The sequence below is a fragment of the Gephyromycinifex aptenodytis genome (assembly GCF_012277275.1).
In the GTDB taxonomy this organism is placed as follows: domain Bacteria; phylum Actinomycetota; class Actinomycetes; order Actinomycetales; family Dermatophilaceae; genus Gephyromycinifex; species Gephyromycinifex aptenodytis.
This window is the reverse complement of record NZ_CP051155.1, coordinates 1,866,784-1,886,104: the sequence shown is the minus strand read 5'-3', so window position 1 is coordinate 1,886,104 and position 19,321 is coordinate 1,866,784. Positions and strand designations below refer to the sequence as shown.

Genomic DNA, 19,321 nt, shown 5'->3' with positions numbered 1-19,321 from the left:
TTGCCTCCGAGTCACAAAGTCGTCACATGAACCTACCTGCAGGCCCAAAGTGGTCACCGGGGCTAAGTCCTCATTCGGGACTTAGGTCACCTTCTGGCGGTGATGGCAAACGCTTTGAGAAGCAAACGGTTTTCCGGGTGGTAGATCAGCCGCCGTACTCGGCCAGGACCGCAGTGGACAGCATCGGCCACGCCTGCGCGGCCCAGTCACCGAACGGGGTGTCGCACAAGCTGACGCAGGCCACCCCGGCCTGCGGGTCGACCCAGCAGAAGCTGCCGGATTGGCCGAAGTGCCCGAAGGTGGCAGGGGAGTTCTCCGGGGCGGTCCAGTGCGGGGATTTGTTCGCGCGGATCTCGCAGCCCAGCCCCCAGTCGTTGGGTTTCTGGGTGCCGAAGCCGGGCAGTACGCCGTCCAAGCCGGGGAAGGCGAGCGTGGAGGCCCAAGCCACGGTCTGTGGCATGAGCAGGGTGGGGTTCAGTAGTTCGGCGGCCAGGGCGGCCAGGTTCCCGATGGTGCCGACCATGCCGTGGGCGGGCGGCCCCTCCAGGCGGGTGTCGTTCATGTCGAGCAGGTCGAGCAGCCGCTCGCGCAACTGTTCGGTGAACGGGGTGCCGGTGGCTGCGGCCAGGTGTTCGGCAGCCAGGTTGATCCCGCGGTTGGAGTAGATGCGGCGCCGCTGCGGCGGGCCCATGGTCTCGTCAGAGTCGACCTTGAGCCCGGAGGCGTGGGAGAGCAGGTGGGCCAGGGTGGCGGGGCCGACCTCGTCATCGAGGCTGATGACCCCTTCGAGGCAACCGTCGAGGACGGTCAGGGCGGTCGCGACCTTGGTGATCGAAGCCCAGGGGTAGCTGCGCCCGTCGTCGTGCACGTCGACGATGCCGCCCTCCGCCGTGATGACCGCTACCGAAGCCGACCCCACCGGCCAGTCCTTTACCGCCGCCGCCAGATCCATCCCGCGCCTCCTCGAATGCCGATAGCGCCAGTCTCGCAGGCCAGCCCCGGCGAGAGATTGGGCAGTGTTGCCGGGAAGAGCCACAGCACTGGACCTACGGGCCTGCCGAGGCTGCGGGTGGGCCCGTCCGATGGCGGCGGCGCAGTCGGTTCTCGGGCGGAATCCTGCCTGTTCAGCAGGGCGCTGGGCGCGCTCACGGTTGGGCGCTCAAAGCGGCTCGGGCGCGGGCGAGGGTAGCGTCGTTGAGGGTGTAGTGCGCCCAACGACCGCGCTGCTCCCGGGTGACCAAGCCGGCTTCGACGAGCTTCTTCATGTGGTGGCTCAGGGTCGGCTGGCTGATGCCCAGCGCGTCCGGCAGGTGGCAGGCACACGCGGTTCCTTGTGGGGATGCTGCCACGTACCGCAGCAGACGCAGGCGGGTCGGGTCTGACAGTGCTTTGAACAGGGTCGCCTGCGCTGCAGCTTCATCGGCCGCAAGCAGGTCGTCCGCGGCCCCGGGCGCGCATTCGGATGAGGTCGGGTCAGCGGTGGGGGCCGAGCCCGCGCCGATCCGGGCGGGGTCGAGGTGGAGCATGTTCGGGGCAGCCATTCCGACACTCTAGCCCCACATTGACAGATGTCTATATGACCGCCTACCTTCACGCATAGATCACCATCAATGCGAGGAGTCCTCGGTGCCGCATCACGCGTCCCCCGACAGTCAGGCCACCCACCCAGCCAGCAGCACCGGCTCCCCGAGCAACGTCGCTGCGAAGCTGTCCTTCCTCGACCGCTTTCTGCCGGTGTGGATCATCGCCGCAATGATCCTCGGGCTGCTCCTAGGCCGGTTCGTCCCCGGCCTGGACGCCACCCTGGAGGCCGTCAAGGTCGGCGAGGTCTCGCTGCCCATCGCCATCGGGCTGCTCGTCATGATGTACCCCGTACTGGCCAAGGTCCGCTACGACGAGACCAGCCGCATCACCTCCGACCGGCGCCTGATGACTCTGTCCATCGTGCTCAACTGGATCCTCGGGCCGGCGCTGATGTTCGTGCTCGCCTGGGCGTTGCTGCCAGATCTACCCGAGTACCGCACCGGCCTCATCATCGTCGGCCTTGCCCGCTGCATCGCGATGGTGCTCATCTGGAATGACCTGGCCTGCGGGGATCGGGAAGCGGCCGCCGTGCTCGTGGCCGTCAACTCCCTGTTCCAGGTGTTGGCCTTCGCCGGGCTCGGCTGGTTCTACCTGCAGGTGCTGCCCGGCTGGCTCGGGCTGCCCACGACCGACGTCGACTTCTCCGTCTGGGCGATCTTCACCTCGGTGCTCATCTTCCTCGGCATTCCGCTGCTCGCGGGGTTCCTCACCCGCCACTTCGGGGAGAAAGCCAAGGGCCGCGAATGGTACGAGTCCGTGCTGCTTCCGAAGCTGGGCCCGTGGGCGCTGTACGGCCTGCTGTTCACCATCGTGCTGCTGTTCGCCCTGCAAGGTGAGGCGATCACCTCCGCGCCGTGGGACGTCGCTCGGATCGCGCTGCCGCTCCTGGCCTACTTCATTCTCATGTTCGGCGGCTCGCTGCTGGCATCTCGTGCCGCAGGGCTGAACTACGCCCGCTCGACGACCGTCGCTTTCACCGCCGCAGGCAACAACTTCGAGCTGGCCATCGCCGTGGCCATCGGAACCTTCGGGATCACCTCCGGCCAGGCGCTGGCCGGTGTGGTCGGCCCGCTCATCGAGGTGCCCGTCCTCGTGGCGCTGGTGTATCTCTCGCTGTGGGCGGGGCGGCGTCTCTTCCCCGGCGACGCCTCCGTGCCGACCCGCTGACCTGAGGGTTTACTCCGCACCGCGGCGGCCAATCGACCGTCGCGCCGTATTGACCTTGCCCAGGAGCCTGCCCGTGAGCGCACACGCCCCCGCTGTCCTGTTCGTCTGCGTCGGCAACGGCGGTAAATCTCAGATGGCCGCCGCCATCGCTCGCCACCTCGGCGGCCGGCGGCTCACCGTGCACTCGGCCGGAACCGCACCCAAGAGCGACCTGAACGCGCTCAGCGTCGCCGCGCTCGAAGAGATCGGCGCCGACGTGACCGGTGAGTTTCCCAAGCCGGTCGACCCGGCCATCATGGCCGCTGCCGACCGCGTCATCGTTCTCGGTGCCGAGGCCGCCCTCGCGCCCGTCCCCGGCATGCGGGCGCCCATCGAAACCTGGCACACCGACGAGCCTTCTGAGCGCGGCATCGAGGGTGTCGAGCGCATGCGGCTCATCCGTGACGACATCGCCGCGCGGGTGCGGGCGCTGCTCGCCGACCTTGACGTGCCGCTCACCGGCTGACCAGATGCCACCCGAAGGCTCCAGCGCGAACGGCTTGGCCCGGCCCGCGCGCGGTGGGTGCTCCCGCCTCGTGCTGGTCGAGCCCTCAGCCGATGCGCCGCAGCCGGATCGTTTCCGGCATCGCCTGAATGGCTGCCATCGCGTCCTCGGCGATGTCGGTCGAGATGTCGCTGACGACGTAGCCGTACCGGCCGCGAGTGGCCAGGAGTTGGCTGTCGATGTTCACCTCGTGCTCGGCGAACACGTTGTTGACCGTGGCCATCACCCCCGGAGTGTTGAGGTGAACGTGGGTCAGGCGGTGCTTGCCGGGTTCCTGGGCCAAGGTCAGCGTCGGCAGGTTGACCGCCAACGTGGTGGTACCCAGGCGCACATAGTCGCGTAGCTTGCCCGCGACGAACCGACCGATATCTTCCTGAGCCTCCTCGGTCGAACCGCCTACGTGCGGGGTCAACACGACATTCGGCAGACCCTGCAGCGGCGAGGTGAAAGCATCGCCGCGACTCTTGGGCTCATTCGGGAAGACATCCACCGCGGCCCCCGCTATATGCCCGGTGAGCAGATGCTCGCGCAGGCTTTCGTAGTCGACGACGAAGCCGCGGGAGAGGTTGAGGAACAGCGAGCGTTTACGCATCCGGGCAAACTGTTCCGGGCCGAAGAATCCGGCGTTGCCCTCCCGGCCGTCCACGTGCAGCGTCACCGTCTCGGCGATGTCCAGCAGCTCCTCCAACGAGCCGCAGCGGCGGGCGTTGCCCAGCGCGAGCTTGTCGACGGTGTCGTAGAAGTACACCTCCATGCCGAGCATCTCGGCGATCACCGACAACTGGCTGCCGATATTGCCGTACCCGACGATGCCCAGCTTGCGCCCGCGGATCTCGTGGCTGCCCTTGGCCTGTTTGTCCCAGATCCCGCCGTGCAGCGCGCGGTCCTTCTCGGTCAGGCGGCGCGCCATCACGATGATCTCGGCGATCGCCAGCTCGACCACCGAGCGGGTGTTGCTGAACGGCGCGTTGAACACCGGGATACCCAGCCGGGCGGCCGCTTCCAGATCGACCTGATTCGTGCCGATGCAAAACGTGCCAACGGCCATCAGGTGCGGGTTGGCCTCCAGTGCAGCGGCGCTCACCTGCGTCGTGGAGCGGATGCCGAGCAGGTCGACATCTCGCAGCGCGTGGGTGAGCTCGACCTCGTCGAGTGCCCCGGTGCGGGTCTCGACCTCGATCCCTGCGTTTTCGAGCAAGGAGGTGGCCAGCGAATGGACGTTTTCTAGCAGCAGCGCCTTCACGCCCCCGATGGTGCCACCGACGCACCTTACGAGCGGGGAGGTGTTCACCTGTCGATCCCCGCTGCCCGCCCGTGGTGGACCCTGGCTGCGATCTGGTGAGGGTCCACCCTGAGAAAACCCCGGCTCTGCCCTGAAATGGAGGCCGTGGGCTCGCTTACAGATCGTCGCGTTCTTAGGCTCGAGGCAAGACCCCCGCCGCAACGGCGGGACGCGCCGCTGTGAGGAGAGCAGATGTCGAGCACACCCGATGCCCCACGATCAAATACCCCGTGGGAAGAGGACCCCCACTTCAATTACCAGCCCCAGCCCGGCCCCGCCGACCCGTACGCGGCTTCCGACCCGTACGCGGCTCCCTACTCAGCTGCTCCCGGCCCGATCCCGCCCTACCAGCGCGGGCCCGCAAGCTCAGACGAGCAGTCGATGGCGATGCTGGCGCACCTGAGCACGATCGGCGCCTTGATCCTCAGCGCAGGATGGTTGAGTTTCGTCGGCCCGCTCATCGTGTGGGCGATCTACAAGGACCGCAGCCAGTATGTGCGGGAAGCTGCGGCCGGCGCCTTCAACTTCAACATCGCCATGTGGCTGGTGACGATCGCGGGGTGGCTGGCTATCTTCACATTCATCGGGGCAATCGTCGGGATCCCGATGGTTATCGTCGCCTTTCTTCTGCAACTCATTTACCACGTCCTTGGTGCGGTCCGGGCAAACCGGGGCGAGTCTTTCCAATACCCGTTCCAGATTCGCCTTCTCTCCTGAGCTCTGTCCAGGGCCTAACTGCGGGCCTGTTCGACAACGAGCGGGGCAGCCACGCAACTGCGTGGCTGCCCCGCTTTGTCGTAGTCGCGGGCTCTTAGAGCGTGCTGGGCGGGGTGTCCTGAACCCCGGTGCCTGGGGCGTTCTCGCCGGAGACCGCGGCGCGTACGCGCTGAATCATCGCTTCCTCGGCGGGGGCGACCCCATCAGAGGCCTCAGCCACCTTCTGGGTGGCCTGCAGGACGACCTCCCGGAAGCCGTCGCGGGCGCTGGGGTCGTTCGCCAAGATCTGCATGGACTCGGACAGGTCGGCCAAGATGGCGCTCTCCACCTGCTCCTTGGTCCCGGTCGGCGGCATGGTCACGCCTGCGAGCAACTCGCGCACCGGCTCCGGAGCAGCCGCGAGTGCCTTGGAGCCGGCCATCGACTCCGAGAACATCGCGAAGAAGCCGGGATCGGCCTGAGAGACAAGGGCGATGGCGCCGTAGGCGGCGCGTCGGATGGTGTCGTGCTGGTCTTTGCTGAGTTCAGTCATGCCACCACTATCGGGCGCCCGGCGGTGTTGCGCGCGCGCAACACCGCCGGAAAGGACCGGTCGGCTTTCGCATCTATACATCCGGCGGGCACCCACTGCGACCCGTCGACGAGATACATAAGCAGAAGCGCTGGAACGCAATGATTTTCACCGGGTGTCGGGGATTTCGGGCGCCTGCGGTGATGTTGATTCGAGGTTGGACAGCAACTGTGACGCAACGTTAGAGTTTTATCGGACGAGCGTCCTGAACGCTCGTGGGGGGAGACGGAGATATACGGGGGAAACGATGGTTCTGGACATCGCACGGCCTGTCACGGCCAAGTCGGGTTCTTCACGCGCCCGAACGTTGAAGTCCGAATTCAATCCAAAAGCGAACAGCCTGACGATGTTGCGCTTGGGGCTGGCGAGCTTGGTGGCGATGGTCCACGCCGGAGCGGTCGCTTTCGGCGAGCAGCCGACGTTCGGAGTCGATCCGCGGTTGGGGCCCACCCACCTGGGTGATCTGGCCGTCGACGCGTTCTTCGTCCTGTCCGGTTTCCTGGTGACGATGAGTTACCTGCGGCTGGGCTCCCCAGCCCGCTACCTGTGGCATCGAGCGCTGCGCATCCTGCCCGCTTTCTGGGTGTGCCTGATCTTCACCGCCGTCGTACTGGCGCCACTGATCACCCTGCTGGAAGGGCGCCCGCCGCTGTCGGTGTATCCGCAGGCCTTCTCCTACATCTGGAAGAACGCGGCGCTGCACATGTTCGACTTCTCGGTCGGCGGCGCACCGCACACCACCTTCACCCCGGGGGTGGTCAACGGCGCGCTGTGGACGCTCTACTACGAATTCGTTTGCTATCTGCTCATCGCCGCGCTCGGCGTGGCCGGCTTCCTCACCCGGCGGGTGCGGTGGATGCCCGCGCTGGTGATCGTGCTGGGCGTGCTGAACGAGGTGGCAGCCCTCGGACTGCTCGACCTGCCGGCCCAGCAGATGCGCCGCTTCTTCTTTATGTTCCTGCTCGGGGCGTGCGGGCTGCTCTTCGCCCACCGCATCCCCATCTCGGGGCGCTGGGCGCTTGCCGGGCTGCTGCTCGTGGCGTTGGGGCTGGCCTTCCTGCCCGACTATCGGCCGGTGGCCGGGGTCGGCTTCGCCTACCTGTGCCTGTGGGCCGTCGTCGCCCTGCCGCTGCGCTGGGACCCAGGCTTCGACCTGTCTTACGGCATGTACATCTTCCATTGGCCTATCGAGACCCTGCTGACACTGCTCGGGGTGGCCGCTCTCGGGGTGGTCCCGTTCATCGTCATCGCGGTCCTGTTGGCCGCCGTGGCCGCCGCGCTGTCGTGGTTCCTGGTCGAAAAACCGGCGCTGGCCCACAAGAGTCGACCCTTCCCCTGGGAGGAGCCGGCTATCGGCACGCGCTAGTTCGAGTGCGGACGATCCGTCAAGAACGGCGCCAGCGGGCCGAACGAGCGCGACAGTGTCACCTCGTGGGTCAGCAGACCGGTCAGGTAATCCAACCGGCAGGCCTCATCTCCGGCCTCAAGCACCTGCTGACGCTCGCCCAACGGCAGGCCGAGAAGCTCCAGGATCTGGTGGCAGACCTGCGCCGGCTCCTCAGCGAGCTCAAGCTCCTTGTTCAGGGCTGCGGCATAGGTGTGGGCAAGCCGCGACAGTGTGCCGGTCGCTGCCTGGATGCGGGTGCCGGGGTCGGTCAACGTCGTCCCGGCGCCGGCAGGGGTTTCCGACTCCAGGTCCGGCCACCACACCTCACCGATGAGGTATGGCGCCTGGGTGGAGTCCACCCGGTCCAGGACGAACCGGTTCGTGCCGCGGACGATGATGCCGAAGGCCCCGCCCTCAATCCGGCGTACCGACTCCACCCGAGCGGCGCACCCCACCCGGTGCAGGTTCGGAATCCAGGCGCCGTCGGCGCGTTCTTGGCGGACGGCGATGACCCCGAACTGGCGTTCCTCGGAGTTCAGCACCTCGCGCAGCATCTCGATGTAGCGCGGCTCGAAGACACGCAGGGGCAACGGTCCGCCGGGAAGGAGGACCGTGCCGAGCGGGAACAACGGCAACTGCGCCATGACTCCACCGTAGGTCTCCGCCAGCCGGCTCGCATCCGGCGGTCTTTCTGCAAAGGCCGATCGCCCCCAGGCCGCTACCGGGGCCGCTACGCTGCCAGCCTGCGAGGCTCGGTTGGCAACCCGCGTGAGAGCCTCCTGTAGAAGGAGCCGGGTGACATGGACTATCCGTGGTGGACGATCATCCCATTCGTCATCATGTTGGGCTCGATCGCGGTCTTGCCGCTACTGCCAGCCACCGCCCACCGATGGGAGAAACCCTCCTTTCAGCTGACTTTGGCTCTGTGCCTGGGAATCCCGGTGGCGATCGGGGTCTGGTTGCTTGCCGGGGAGCCCATCGCGGTGGTCCACGCCCTCATCGAGTACGCGCAATTCATCACGTTGTTGGCGTCGCTGTTTGTGGTCTCCGGGGCGATCTTCCTCGCCGGTGACATTCGTGCCACCCCGCGTAACAACACCCTCTTCCTCGCCGTCGGCGGGGTCATGGCGTCTTTCATCGGCACCACCGGGGCCGCGATGCTGCTCATCCGGCCGCTGCTCAACACCAACCATGAGCGGCGCTACCGGATGCACACGGTCATCTTCACGATCTTCGTCGTCGCCAACTGTGGTGGCCTGCTCACCCCGTTGGGTGACCCGCCGCTGTTCCTTGGAATGCTGCGCGGGGTGCCGTTCGAGTGGACCTTCCGGCTCTTCCCGGAATGGCTGTTCGTCAACGGCATGCTGCTGGCCAGCTACTACCTGCTCGACCGCCGGTTGTACGCCCAAGAAGACCCGGAAACCATCACCTACGACGCCGAAACCGTCACACCGCTTGGGGTACGCGGCCCGGTCGCGTTCCTGTGGTTCGCCACCATCGTTGTCGCCGTCGCGTTCCTACCCTCGATCAACCTGCACCTGATCGAGATTCGCCAAGCCACCTGGGTGCACTGGGTGCCCTGGCGCGAGATCGTGATGATCATCGCCGCGGCGCTGTCCTATGTCATCGGCGACAGGCGAGTGCGCTTCGAGGACAACCAGTTCACCTGGGCGCCGATCCTGGAGGTCGCAGCCCTATTCATCGGCATCTTCCTGACCATGATCCCGGCGTTGAAGTACCTGGCCCAGGTTGCTCCCTCCATGCCCCTGGACCACATCACGTTCTTCTACTTCACCGGCGGACTCTCGGCGGTGTTGGACAACGCGCCCACCTACGCCACGTTCTTCGAGATGGCGCGCAACCTGCCGGGCTACCCCCGAGTGGCGAACGTGCCGGAGGTCTTCCTGGTCTCGATCAGCCTGGGTTCGGTGCTGTGCGGGGCGATCACCTACATCGGCAACGGCCCGAACTTCATGGTCAAGTCCGTCGCCGAGAAGCGCGGTGTGCAGATGCCGTCCTTCGGCGGGTACGTCGTGCAATCGTTCACCCACCTGGTGCCGATCCTGGTCGCGATGGTGCTCATCTTCATCGCGCACTCCCTGCTGGCGCACGCGCTCGGGGTCGCCCTGGCCGCGGCGATTCTGCTCCTGGCCTGGGTGCGAAGCCGACGTGCGCAAGCCGCAGGCGTGCCGGCAACGATTCGGCGCTGAGTGTCTGGTGCCGTAGGCTGCAATGAGTAGCCCGTTCTCGTCTTGCCTCGGGCTACTGGTGATGTCGTAGCGATTCATGTGCCGCACCCCCGCGTATTGGGCTGAGTGCGCAGGCGAGACATCCCGAAAGTTTAGGAAAACTACGTGCTTGACGACTTTGGGCGCCTTGGTGTGCCCGCTCCTTTGGTGAAGGTCCTGACCAAGGCCGGCATCACCACCCCCACCCCGATCCAGGCAGCCACGCTTCCTGACTCGCTGGCAGGACGCGATGTTCTCGGTCGCGGACGCACCGGCTCCGGTAAGACGTACGCGTTCTTGCTGCCGATGCTGGCCCGATTGGCGCAGAACCCCGCCCCGCGCAAGCCCAAGAGCCCGCGCGCGCTGGTTCTGGTTCCCACCCGCGAACTCGCTCGTCAGATCGAGGCCGCGCTGGCTCCGTTGGCCGAGGTCATGGGGATGCGCACGCTCGTCGTCTTCGGCGGCGTCGGTGCCAACCCTCAGGTGCAAGGACTGCGACGCGGCGTCGACATCCTCATCGCCTGCCCCGGACGGTTGGAGGACCTGATGTCTCAGGGTCACTGCCGCCTGGACGCGGTAGAGATCGCCGTTCTGGATGAAGCCGACCACATGGCCGACCTCGGGTTCCTGCCCGTGGTCAAGCGCCTGCTGGACCGGACTCCCTCCGATGGTCAGCGACTGCTCTTCTCCGCGACCCTAGACACGGGCGTCGACGTCCTCGTTCGCCGCTACCTGCACAACCCGGTGACCCACCACGCCGACTCGGCGCAGTCGCCCATCTCGAACATGGACCACCACGTCCTGCACATCGGGGAGGGAGACCGACTGGGGATCGTGGCCGCCCTGACCGGTGGCACGGCCCGCACCGTCGTCTTCACCCGCACCAAGCACGGGGCGAAGAAACTGGCCCGGCAGCTGAACAATTGCGGCGTCAACGCCGTCGAACTGCACGGGAACCTCAGCCAGAATGCTCGTACCCGCCACCTGGATGCCTTCCACTCCGGTGAAGCGACGACCCTTGTCGCCACCGACATCGCCGCGCGCGGCATCCACGTCGATGACGTCGGCCTCGTGCTGCACGCCGACCCGCCGGTCGAGCACAAGGCATACCTGCACCGTTCCGGGCGTACTGCACGGGCCGGGGCGGCAGGCACCGTTGTCACCTTGATGACCGACGCGCAAGTCCATGATGTCCGGGCGCTGACCAAGGCCGCCGGGATCAACCCGACGATGACTCGGGTCGATCCCTCGCACCCGCTGTTGGGGAGCCTCGCTCCGCTCGGCTCTGCCGGAATGGGCGTCGCGCCGGTTCTGCGTGAGCCTGCCGGCAGCGCTGCGGCACCGCGATCAGGAGGCTCCGAGAACTCCGGGCGCAACGATGCTCGCAACCGCCCGCGTCGCAAGCCGCGTTCGAACTCCGGCGAGGGTTCTGGGCAGTCGCGGACCTCAGCGCCGCGCACCGAACAGCGCGGCTCCACCCCGCGCCCGGCGCGTTCTGAATCGCGTTCGGCGGCAGTGGGCTCTGGTGTCCGCTCGGCCAGCACCCGCACCAGCAGTGCAGCCTCGTTCTCGACCCGCACCGCAGTCGGCGGTCGTCGCTGAGCACTCCCTGGTGAGCCTGGGCGCCTTCGCGCCTGCGCTGCTTAACTTTCTTGATGGCCCGGCCCCTGCGGCCGGGCCATCAACGCGTCACCGGCGTGATTCGCGTCGGAAGTGCGCCGGGGTGCGCCCGGTGAGCCGGGCGAAGGTACGCGAGAAGGCCGATTGGTCGTAGAACCCGCAGGCGCTGGCGATGTCGGCGATCGGATCATCGGTGCTGCTCAACAAGGTCATCGCGCGATCGATCCGGGCGGTCAGCACCAACTGGCCGGGGCTGCGATGGAACACCCGACGTACCCGACGTTCCAGAGTGTCGACGCTGCACCCGGCCTCAGCCGCCAGCTCGGCAACCCGGATCTGGCTGTCGAGATGTTCCTGGATGTAGTCCACGACGCGGGTCAGGGAGACCATCGCCGGGTCGTCGACCGCGTCTCCACCCAGGTCTTGGGATAGGGAAACCAACCCCACGACCGCCCCGGCGCTGAACAGCGGCACCTTGGAGGTCAGATACCAGCGCGCCTGGGCACCGGGCGGGCGGATCATCTCCAACTCGTTGCGCAGCGCCTTGCCGGTGGCCAGGACTTGCGCGTCCTGGGTCTCGTATCGTTCGGCCAGCTCCAGGACGAAGAGTTCCCGGGCGGTGCGTCCGATGACCTGCCGCGGCGAAGAGACGTTGGTGCGCAGCACGAAGGTGGGATTCACCGCTACATACCGGCCGCGCGCGTCCTTGATACAGAACATCGTGCTCGTCAGTTCGTTGACGAGAGTGAGCATGGCATCGGGCAGCGCCTCACGGAGTTCCTCCGTGAGTTCGGCCATCGATTGCTCGGGCCCGGTCGGTTTGTCGAGATGGCGTGCCATGTGTGCCCGGATCGTACAAGACCACACCGGCAGGGGCGTCGATACTGGCCCGATGGATGACGCTTCGCACGGCACTGCCCCTACCGACCGCACCGCGCTTGCGGCCGACGGCTCCAGCGACGCGCTGGCTGCTCTCACCCCATTCGTCGAAGACGCAGTTAGCCTGGCCCGCGCCTGGGCCCAGGCCACCGAAGAGGGGGAGACCCCCACGGAGAAGGCCACGAGTGGCCAACTCGCTGCCCTGGTGCGCGACCAAGCAGGACTCGACTTCGCGGTCCGCTTTGTAGACCGGGTGGCGCGCCCTGAAGACAACGCGGTCGCCGCCCGGGAACTGTCTCGGTTGAGCACCAAGAACGCATCCGGTTTCCTCGCCGGCCCCGACCGGGCGATGCTCGGGCTCGGCTCCCTGGTGGCGCCGCTGGCCCCGCCGGTGGTCGTACCGCTGGCCCGGCGCCGCCTCAAGGCCATGGTCGGGCACCTGGTCGGCGACTCCACCGACCCCGCGCTCAGCCGGCACCTGGCCGCGGCCCGCGCCGAGGGCTACCGACTCAACGTCAACCTGCTCGGTGAGGCCGTCCTCGGTGAGAAAGAGGCGGCCTCCCGCACCCAGCGCACCGCCGACCTACTCGCTCGGGACGATGTCGACTACGTCTCGATCAAGGTCAGCTCCTTGGTCAGCCAGATCTCGACCTGGGACACCGAGGGAACCGTGGAACGGTGCCTGGACCGCCTACGCCCGCTGTACCGCATTGCGAACAACAAGAGCCCCAAGTCCTTCGTCAACCTCGACATGGAGGAGTACCGCGACCTCGACATGACGATGGAGCTGTTCATGCGGCTCCTGTCCGAGGAAGAGTTCCGGGACCTGGAGGCGGGGATCGTGCTGCAGGCCTACCTGCCTGACGCGCTACCGGCCTTGGAGAAGCTCATCGAGTTCTCCAAGCGGCGCCGAGCCGAAGGTGGAGCAGGCATCAAGGTCCGCCTGGTCAAGGGCGCGAACCTGGCGATGGAGCAGGTCGAGGCGGCCATCCACGGCTGGGAGCAGGCCCCTTACCACTCCAAGCAGGAGGTCGACGCCAACTACCTCCGCTGCGTCGAACGCGGGTTGCGTGAGGACGCCGCCGGTGGGCCCAACCCGGCCCTGCGCCTCGGCGTGGCCAGCCACAACCTGTACAACATCGCCATCGCCCACCTGCTGGCAAAGTCTCGGGGAACCACCGACTCCCTGGACATCGAGATGCTGCAGGGCATGGCGCCGGCCCAGTCCCGAGCGGTGAAGCAGGCCGTGGGGACGGTTCTGCTGTACACCCCGGTCGTGGCGCCCAAGGACTTCGACGTCGCGGTCAGCTACTTGATCCGCCGCCTGGAGGAGAACGCGACCCCCGAGAACTTCCTGCACGCGATCTTCACTGACCCGGACGCGTCGAGCGACAGCGGTCACGAGGGTGGTCACGGCGCTCACGACGACGCGATGGCCGAACAGGAACGACGTTTCCGCGCCTCGGTGCAGGCCGTGCCGACGACCTCGCTCGGAGCCCAGCGCAGCAGCGAACGACCCGAGATCGGCACCGTGTTCGAGAACGCCTCGGACTCCGACCCGGCGCTGCCGAGCGTGCGTGAATGGGCCCTGGACGCGCTGCGCGCCGACCCCCTTGAGTTGACCTCCCCGGTCTTGAGCACCGAGGAAGAGGTCGATGAGGTCGTAGCCCGGGCGCGCGGCGCCCACGAAAGCTGGGCCGCCCGCCCCGCGAAGGAACGCGCCGAGATCTTGCGGGAGGCCGCCCGCAAGATGGAGCAACGCCGCGGCACGTTCCTGACCGTGATGGCCGCCGAAGGTGGCAAAACAGTTGAACAGGCGGACCCGGAAGTCTCCGAGGCGATCGACTTCGCCACCTACTACGCCGACTCTGCGATCGAGATCGAACGCGGCCTGAGCGCCGACGGTGCCCGGATGACTCCGAGCCCGGTCGTGCTCATCACCCCGCCGTGGAACTTCCCGGTCGCGATCCCGCTCGGTGGCGTGACTGCGGCACTGGCCGCCGGTTCCAGCGTCATCATCAAGCCGGCGCACCCGACCCCCGGCTGCGTCGAGGTCGGAGTCGAAGCGCTGCACGAGGCGGGAGTGCCCGCCGAGGTTCTGCAGGTGGTCCGCGCCGGTGAACGCACCGCCGGCCGGGCGCTGGTCAGCCACCGCGATGTCGAGACCGTCATCCTGACCGGGTCCACCGAAACCGCGCGGCTTTTCGGCGGGTGGCGGTTGAAGCACCCGCACGGCCCCCGCGTCTACGGCGAGACCTCGGGCAAGAACGCTCTCATCATCACCCCGTCCGCAGACATCGACCTGGCGGTCGCTGACCTGGTGAAGTCGGCCTTCGGTCACGCCGGGCAGAAATGCTCCGCGGCTTCGTTGGCGATCCTGGTCGGCTCAGTGGCCACTTCGGAGCGCTTCCGTCGGCAGCTCGTCGATGCGGTGGAGTCGCTGCGGGTGGGTTGGCCGTACGACATCGGCACGACGATGGGCCCCATCATCGAGGAGCCGGAGGGCAAACTGCGTCGCGCCCTGACGACCTTGGAGCCGGGGGAGAGCTGGTTGGTCAAGCCCCGCCAGCTCGATGACACCGGCCGGTTGTGGTCACCGGGGTTGAAGGAGGGCGTGCAGCCCGGTTCGTTCTTCCACCTGACCGAAGTCTTCGGTCCGGTGCTCGGCTTGATGACCGCCCGCAGCCTGGACGAGGCCATCGAACTGCAGAACGCGACGGCCTTCGGCCTCACCGGCGGGCTGCACAGTCTCGACGAACGCGAGATCGCGCAGTGGAAGGACCAGGTGGAGGTCGGCAACGGCTACATCAACCGCCACATCACCGGCGCCATCGTGCGCCGGCAGAGCTTCGGCGGCTGGAAGGCCAGCTCGGTCGGACCGGGCGCCAAAGCCGGAGGCCCGAACTACGTCGCCCAGATGGGTCGGTGGGAAAACGCCGGTGCGCCCTCCAGCCTCGGCGAGAGCTCGGCGGAGGTGCGCGCCGCACTGCGGACCTTCCTCGCGCTTCTGCCCGAACGCGAGGAGCGCACCTGGCTGCGCACCGCCGCCGGCAGCGACGCCTACGCCTGGGACACGGTGTTCTCCCGTGAGGTCGACGATTCCGAACTCGTCGTGGAGAGCAACATCTTCCGCTACCGGCCCTACCCGCGGGTGTGGCTGCGGACGGAGCCGGGTGCTCGCCTGGTGGAAGCTCTGCGGCTGGTTCTCGGTGCCATGGTCACCGGCACCGACCTGCGGATCTCGCTGGACCCCGCGACCAGCGCGCACTTGAAGGCGCTGGATGGTAGCGACGACCAGGTCGATGAAGCGCTGCGACTGCTGGCCCGCTGGGTGGACCGTGCTGAGAGCAGTGACGACTTCCTGGTGCGCGTCGAACGCGGCGAGGTCCAGGGCCGGGTGCGCCTGGTGGGGCAGAACCCCAGTCTGCTCACGGGGCTGCGCGAAGAGGAGCTCAACGGTGACATCACGCTCTTCGACGGACCGGTGCTGGCCACCGGCCGCCGGGAGCTGCTGCCCCTGATGCGCGAGCAGGCCCTCAGCCAGACGATGCACCGCTTCGGCCACTTGGCCAAGGGAGCCGCCACCGGCTGGTGAGCCACCCGGGTGAGAAGTACAGCAGCGCCGGCGTCACATCGACGCCGGCGCTGCTGGTGTGCGGGGGGGGGACTCAGGTGTGCTGGGCGCCTTCGGGAACATCGACCGTTGTCACCACGCGGGTGAGGCTGGGGCGTCGCGGAGTGGAGCTGAACCCGAACCGGACCGGCGGCTCGACGGGGCGCAGCGAACCCAGGTCGACTCCGTCCCAGGCAGCGCGCAGCGAAGTCACCGTGCGCAACCCGGTGGCGCCGTAGTACTCGGCCCGGCCGTTGCCTGCGGTGCCGGCGGTTCGCACGCCCCGCAGGAAGCTGCGGGCGATCGGGTCGGCCATTCGAGAGAACAGCGGGCTGGTGCAGATGCGGTTGGGCGTGGCCGCCAGCAGGCGACCCAGGGGGGTGGGTGTCCCCACCCTCAAGGTCAGCTCCAGCGGCCCGGCCGCCACCTGCCACTGCGCGCCCGGCAGGAAAGGCAGGGTGAGCGGCCCGGACTGCTCACCCGAGTGTGGCGCAGCAGAATCCGGGCTGACCTGGCAGTCCACCGGGCAGATCACGGTTTCGTCGAAGTGGTAGGTATCGGTGACGAACTGGGCCACAGCGGAGTTGGGGGCCAGCAGCATTCGATGGCCGTTCGCGCGTTCCACCATGACGTCGGTGAAGACGCCCAGGGGCGAGGAAGGCCAATGCCCGACGACCAGCCGGGTGCCCTCCTGGGTGCCGACCCCGGCGATGAATCCGTGGAAACGATGCCGACCGGGGCCTAGCCCTTGCGTGGGTGGGATGGGTGTCGTCATCGTCCGATCGTCTCCGGTAGGTCGCGGCTCCAACAGCCCAGGACGAATTCAATGTCGGTGTGGGTGACCAGTCGCCCCCAACCGAGCGCGTTCAGGGTGTCATTCGCCTCGTTGAACACGGCCAGCCCGGAGGCGTAGGCGTCCTCGGGTTGGGGTGCCCAGTTGACCAGGAGCAGGTCGGCCTCGGGGGCGGCCACCTCATCGACCAGCGCGTAGGTGGCGGCTCGATCGGCCGGGGGCAGGTAATACATCACCTCACTGAGCACGATCAGGTCAGGGCGCTCTTCCAGCGCTGTCGGTTTGGAGGGCAGATGGGACTGAGTGACGCTCACCTGCGGCAGCGGCTGCAACCGGCGCGTGGACAGCGAGACGGCCACCGCGGACATATCGGTGGCCAGGACGCGCTCGCAGCGACCGGCCAGGTGGGAGGCAAGTTCGCCGGTCCCGCAGGCTGCGTCCCAGGCGAAGCGATAGCGCTGCCGGCGCAGACTCGCCAACGCGATGTCGATCTTGCGGCGCTCGTACCAACTGGTCGCCACTTCCCAAGGGTCGGGGTCAGCGGCGTACATCGAGTCGAAATCGGGGGCGATGCTCACCTGCGCATCGTCTCTCACCAGGGGTGGCCCCCGCATCCGCAGGCGATATTTCGCTGCTGCTGCCGCCCTGTGCAGCGCCCGGCCCGACCTCTAGGGTGAGTGAATTACCGTCTGCAGCAAGGGAGCTGTCGTGAAGAGGACATTGACATGGGGCGCTGCACTGGCTCTGACGACCTGCCTAGCGGCGGCTCCGGCAAGCCTGGCATCTGCTGCGCCCCAGCCCAGCGATCCGGCGCCGGAAGCCGGCCAGCGCACCTCCGCGCCGGGACCGCGCTCATCGTTGCGCCAAGGCCCGACCCGGGAGCGTTTCTACTTCGTCATGGCTGACCGGTTCGCCAACGGCAACCCCTACAACGACACCGGCGGCATCAGTGGCGGGCCGCTGCGCTCCGGGTTCGACCCGACCCGTAAGGGCTTCTTCCACGGCGGTGACCTGGCTGGCCTTATCGGCAAACTCGACTACATCAAGGGCATGGGAACCACCGCCATCTGGCTGACTCCCTCGTTCACCAACCGGCCGGTGCAAGGCCCCTCGGGTCAGGAGAGCGCCGGATATCACGGTTATTGGGTGACCGACTTCACCCGTATCGACCCGCACTTCGGCACCAATGCGGAGATGAAGCGCCTCATCGAGCAGGCGCACGCCAAGGGGATGAAGGTCTACTTCGACATCATCACCAATCACACGGCCGACGTGATCGGCTACCAGGAGGGCAAGTACACCTACGTGCCCAAGGCGAGTGCTCCCTTCCGAGATGCCAAGGGCCGCGCCTTCGATGACCGTGACTACGCCGGAACGTCAGTGTTCCCTGCCCTGGACGCCGAGAAGTCCTTCCCGTACACCCCGGTGTTCAAGAACCCCGGCGACGCCACCGTCAAGGTTCCGGCTTGGCTGAACGACCCGAGGATGTACCACAACCGGGGCGACACCACCTTCGAGGGAGAGAACTCGCTCTACGGCGACTTCTTCGGCCTGGATGACCTGTTCACCGAGCGCCCCGAGGTTGTCGACGGGATGAGCGAGATCTACCAGGCATGGATCGATCTGGGGATCGACGGCTTCCGCATCGACACCACCCGGCACGTCAACATGGAGTTCTGGCAGCAGTTCGGCCCGCGCATGATGGCCCACGCGGCACAGTCCGGGAAGAAGGACTTCTTCATGTTCGGGGAGATCGCCGACCCCGACCCGCTGGAGATGAGCCGCTATTCCACCCGGGGGCGGCTGCCGGCCGCGCTCGACTTCGGATTCCAGCGGGCGGCCCAGAAGTTCGTGGCAGGTGGACAAGGCAAGGACCTGGCTGCGTTCTACGCCAGCGACGACCTGTACACCGACGCCGACTCCAACGCCTACTCGTTGCCGACGTTCGTCGGCAACCACGACATGGGCCGACTTCCGTTCTTGCTGACCCAGGACGAGAAGATCGACAAGGCCGCTTTGCTGCCGCGGGTTCGCCTGGCCAACAGCCTCATGTACCTCACTCGGGGCCAACCGATCGTCTACTACGGCGATGAACAGGGCTTTATCGGTACCGGCAACGACCAGGCTGCACGGCATGACATGTTCGCCACCCGCACCAAGCTGTACGCCGACGAACCAACCCTGATCGGGCCGGCCGGCTCACGGGACCGCTACGACACGAATTCGGAGCTGTACCGGCAGATCGCCGAACTGGCAGCGCTGCGCCAGGAGCACCCGGCGCTGGCCGACGGAGCACAGATCACCCGGGCCGCGGCCGGTGGATTGTTCGCCTTCTCCCGGGTGGATGCCCAGCAGCGCGAGTACCTGGTGGCCGTGAACAGTTCGACGAAGCCGGCCGCGGCCCGGGTGAATACCTTCAACGCCAAGGACACTTTCGCACCCATCTACGGCACCGGCACGGCGCTGCGCACCGGCGCGGACGGCACTGCCCGAGTCTCGGTGCCGCCACTGTCGGCCGTGGTCTATCGGGCCTCGACGCCGGTGGACGAGGCCAAGAACGCCCCTGCGGTGAAACTAGTGAATACGTGGACCAGCACCAGCGACGGTCGGCTCCGCGTCAAGGCTGAGGTCTCTGCAAATCGCTACGTGCAGGCCACGTTCTACGCCCGGATCGCCGGTGAACCCACCTGGCGTCTGCTCGGCACCGACGACAACGCGCCCTACCAGGTCTTCGACGACGTCTCCACGATGCGCGCTGGCACCCGGATGGAATACCGGGTAGTGGTGCAGGACGAGTCGGGAAGGGTCCGTTCCAGCAGCACCGTGACATCGGTGCGCTGAACCGAGGGCAGCAACGACAGTCGTAGGCGCAGGAACCCGAGAGCACGAACCCTCGGCCGGTAGCTGGACACCGCTACCGGCCGAGGGCTCGCTAC

At 67.2% G+C, this 19,321-nt stretch carries 16 protein-coding genes; 8 read left to right on the top strand and 8 right to left on the bottom strand.

Annotation, left to right across the window (positions count from 1 at the left end; genetic code table 11):
- Window positions 1-145 precede the first annotated feature (145 nt).
- Together G9V96_RS08220 and G9V96_RS08215 are read right to left on the bottom strand one after the other, a co-directional pair.
- Window positions 146-952 (bottom strand): serine hydrolase domain-containing protein, encoded by an 807-nt coding sequence (locus G9V96_RS08220; protein WP_168582594.1) that lies wholly within the window; start codon window positions 950-952, stop codon window positions 146-148.
- A gap of 193 nt (window positions 953-1,145) precedes the next feature.
- Window positions 1,146-1,541: an ArsR/SmtB family transcription factor gene (locus G9V96_RS08215; RefSeq protein ID WP_226913228.1), complete on the bottom strand. Its 396-nt coding sequence runs from the start codon at window positions 1,539-1,541 to the stop codon at window positions 1,146-1,148.
- Window positions 1,542-1,707: 166 nt separating this feature from the next.
- Here G9V96_RS08215 and arsB point away from each other — a divergent pair, with 166 nt between their 5' ends.
- Both arsB and G9V96_RS08205 read left to right on the top strand, forming a co-directional pair.
- Window positions 1,708-2,751 (top strand): ACR3 family arsenite efflux transporter, encoded by a 1,044-nt coding sequence (arsB, locus tag G9V96_RS08210; RefSeq protein ID WP_264318497.1) that lies wholly within the window; start codon window positions 1,708-1,710, stop codon window positions 2,749-2,751.
- Window positions 2,752-2,824: 73 nt separating this feature from the next.
- Entirely contained in the window at window positions 2,825-3,256 is a 432-nt protein-coding gene (locus G9V96_RS08205; protein WP_168582592.1) for an arsenate-mycothiol transferase ArsC, read from the top strand.
- 85 nt (window positions 3,257-3,341) lie between these two features.
- Here the strand turns inward: G9V96_RS08205 and serA are convergent, their stop codons facing one another.
- Window positions 3,342-4,538, bottom strand: coding sequence for a phosphoglycerate dehydrogenase (gene serA, locus G9V96_RS08200; protein ID WP_168582591.1), 1,197 nt, complete (start codon window positions 4,536-4,538; stop codon window positions 3,342-3,344).
- A 231-nt stretch (window positions 4,539-4,769) separates the two neighbouring features.
- On the opposite strand from serA, the gene G9V96_RS15140 reads away from it, so the two are divergent.
- Window positions 4,770-5,294 carry a DUF4870 domain-containing protein gene (locus G9V96_RS15140; protein ID WP_226913227.1) on the top strand — a complete coding sequence of 175 codons (525 nt, stop codon included), beginning with the start codon at window positions 4,770-4,772 and terminating at the stop codon, window positions 5,292-5,294.
- A 94-nt stretch (window positions 5,295-5,388) separates the two neighbouring features.
- On the opposite strand, the gene G9V96_RS08190 is transcribed toward G9V96_RS15140, so the two are convergent.
- Window positions 5,389-5,826 carry a hypothetical protein gene (locus G9V96_RS08190; protein WP_168582590.1) on the bottom strand — a complete coding sequence of 146 codons (438 nt, stop codon included), beginning with the start codon at window positions 5,824-5,826 and terminating at the stop codon, window positions 5,389-5,391.
- Between the two features lie 286 nt (window positions 5,827-6,112).
- Here G9V96_RS08190 and G9V96_RS08185 point away from each other — a divergent pair, with 286 nt between their 5' ends.
- A complete protein-coding gene (locus G9V96_RS08185; RefSeq protein WP_168582589.1) occupies window positions 6,113-7,231 on the top strand; it encodes an acyltransferase family protein in 1,119 nt (372 codons plus the stop codon).
- On the opposite strand, the gene G9V96_RS08180 is transcribed toward G9V96_RS08185, so the two are convergent.
- Window positions 7,228-7,896: an LON peptidase substrate-binding domain-containing protein gene (locus G9V96_RS08180; RefSeq protein ID WP_168582588.1), complete on the bottom strand. Its 669-nt coding sequence runs from the start codon at window positions 7,894-7,896 to the stop codon at window positions 7,228-7,230. The two genes, G9V96_RS08185 and G9V96_RS08180, sit on opposite strands and share 4 nt — an antisense overlap.
- 156 nt (window positions 7,897-8,052) lie before the next feature.
- Between G9V96_RS08180 and G9V96_RS08175 the strand changes: the two genes are divergently transcribed.
- The gene (locus G9V96_RS08175) at window positions 8,053-9,462 is read left to right on the top strand and encodes a sodium:proton antiporter (protein WP_168582587.1); all 1,410 of its coding nucleotides are present in this window, start codon (window positions 8,053-8,055) and stop codon (window positions 9,460-9,462) included.
- 144 nt (window positions 9,463-9,606) lie between these two features.
- Entirely contained in the window at window positions 9,607-11,082 is a 1,476-nt protein-coding gene (locus G9V96_RS08170) for a DEAD/DEAH box helicase (RefSeq protein ID WP_168582586.1), read from the top strand.
- Between the two features lie 87 nt (window positions 11,083-11,169).
- Here the strand turns inward: G9V96_RS08170 and G9V96_RS08165 are convergent, their stop codons facing one another.
- Window positions 11,170-11,940, bottom strand: a complete 771-nt coding sequence (locus G9V96_RS08165) for an AraC family transcriptional regulator (RefSeq protein WP_226913226.1) — start codon at window positions 11,938-11,940, stop codon at window positions 11,170-11,172.
- A gap of 52 nt (window positions 11,941-11,992) precedes the next feature.
- Between G9V96_RS08165 and G9V96_RS08160 the strand changes: the two genes are divergently transcribed.
- A complete protein-coding gene (locus G9V96_RS08160; protein ID WP_168582585.1) occupies window positions 11,993-15,574 on the top strand; it encodes a proline dehydrogenase family protein in 3,582 nt (1,193 codons plus the stop codon).
- Between the two features lie 73 nt (window positions 15,575-15,647).
- Here the strand turns inward: G9V96_RS08160 and G9V96_RS08155 are convergent, their stop codons facing one another.
- Window positions 15,648-16,367, bottom strand: a complete 720-nt coding sequence (locus tag G9V96_RS08155; protein ID WP_168582584.1) for a hypothetical protein — start codon at window positions 16,365-16,367, stop codon at window positions 15,648-15,650.
- Window positions 16,364-16,963: a methyltransferase domain-containing protein gene (locus G9V96_RS08150; protein WP_226913225.1), complete on the bottom strand. Its 600-nt coding sequence runs from the start codon at window positions 16,961-16,963 to the stop codon at window positions 16,364-16,366. The genes G9V96_RS08155 and G9V96_RS08150 overlap by 4 nt, the downstream gene beginning before the upstream one ends.
- A 130-nt stretch (window positions 16,964-17,093) precedes the next feature.
- On the opposite strand from G9V96_RS08150, the gene G9V96_RS08145 reads away from it, so the two are divergent.
- Entirely contained in the window at window positions 17,094-19,226 is a 2,133-nt protein-coding gene (locus G9V96_RS08145; RefSeq protein ID WP_168582582.1) for an alpha-amylase family glycosyl hydrolase, read from the top strand.
- The last annotated feature ends 95 nt before the right edge of the window (window positions 19,227-19,321 follow it).

Excerpts from the sequence above, each read along its gene's own strand:
- G9V96_RS08215 (WP_226913228.1), bottom strand. The coding sequence starts at position 1,541 with ATGGCTGCCCCGAACATGCTCCACCTCGACCCCGCCCGGATCGGCGCG.
- G9V96_RS08220 (WP_168582594.1), bottom strand. The coding sequence starts at position 952 with ATGGATCTGGCGGCGGCGGTAAAGGACTGGCCGGTGGGGTCGGCTTCG.
- G9V96_RS08190 (WP_168582590.1), bottom strand. The coding sequence starts at position 5,826 with ATGACTGAACTCAGCAAAGACCAGCACGACACCATCCGACGCGCCGCC.
- G9V96_RS08160 (WP_168582585.1), top strand. The coding sequence starts at position 11,993 with ATGGATGACGCTTCGCACGGCACTGCCCCTACCGACCGCACCGCGCTT.
- G9V96_RS08175 (WP_168582587.1), top strand. The coding sequence starts at position 8,053 with ATGGACTATCCGTGGTGGACGATCATCCCATTCGTCATCATGTTGGGC.
- G9V96_RS15140 (WP_226913227.1), top strand. The coding sequence starts at position 4,770 with ATGTCGAGCACACCCGATGCCCCACGATCAAATACCCCGTGGGAAGAG.
- G9V96_RS08185 (WP_168582589.1), top strand. The coding sequence starts at position 6,113 with ATGGTTCTGGACATCGCACGGCCTGTCACGGCCAAGTCGGGTTCTTCA.
- G9V96_RS08155 (WP_168582584.1), bottom strand. The coding sequence starts at position 16,367 with ATGACGACACCCATCCCACCCACGCAAGGGCTAGGCCCCGGTCGGCAT.
- G9V96_RS08180 (WP_168582588.1), bottom strand. The coding sequence starts at position 7,896 with ATGGCGCAGTTGCCGTTGTTCCCGCTCGGCACGGTCCTCCTTCCCGGC.
- G9V96_RS08165 (WP_226913226.1), bottom strand. The coding sequence starts at position 11,940 with ATGGCACGCCATCTCGACAAACCGACCGGGCCCGAGCAATCGATGGCC.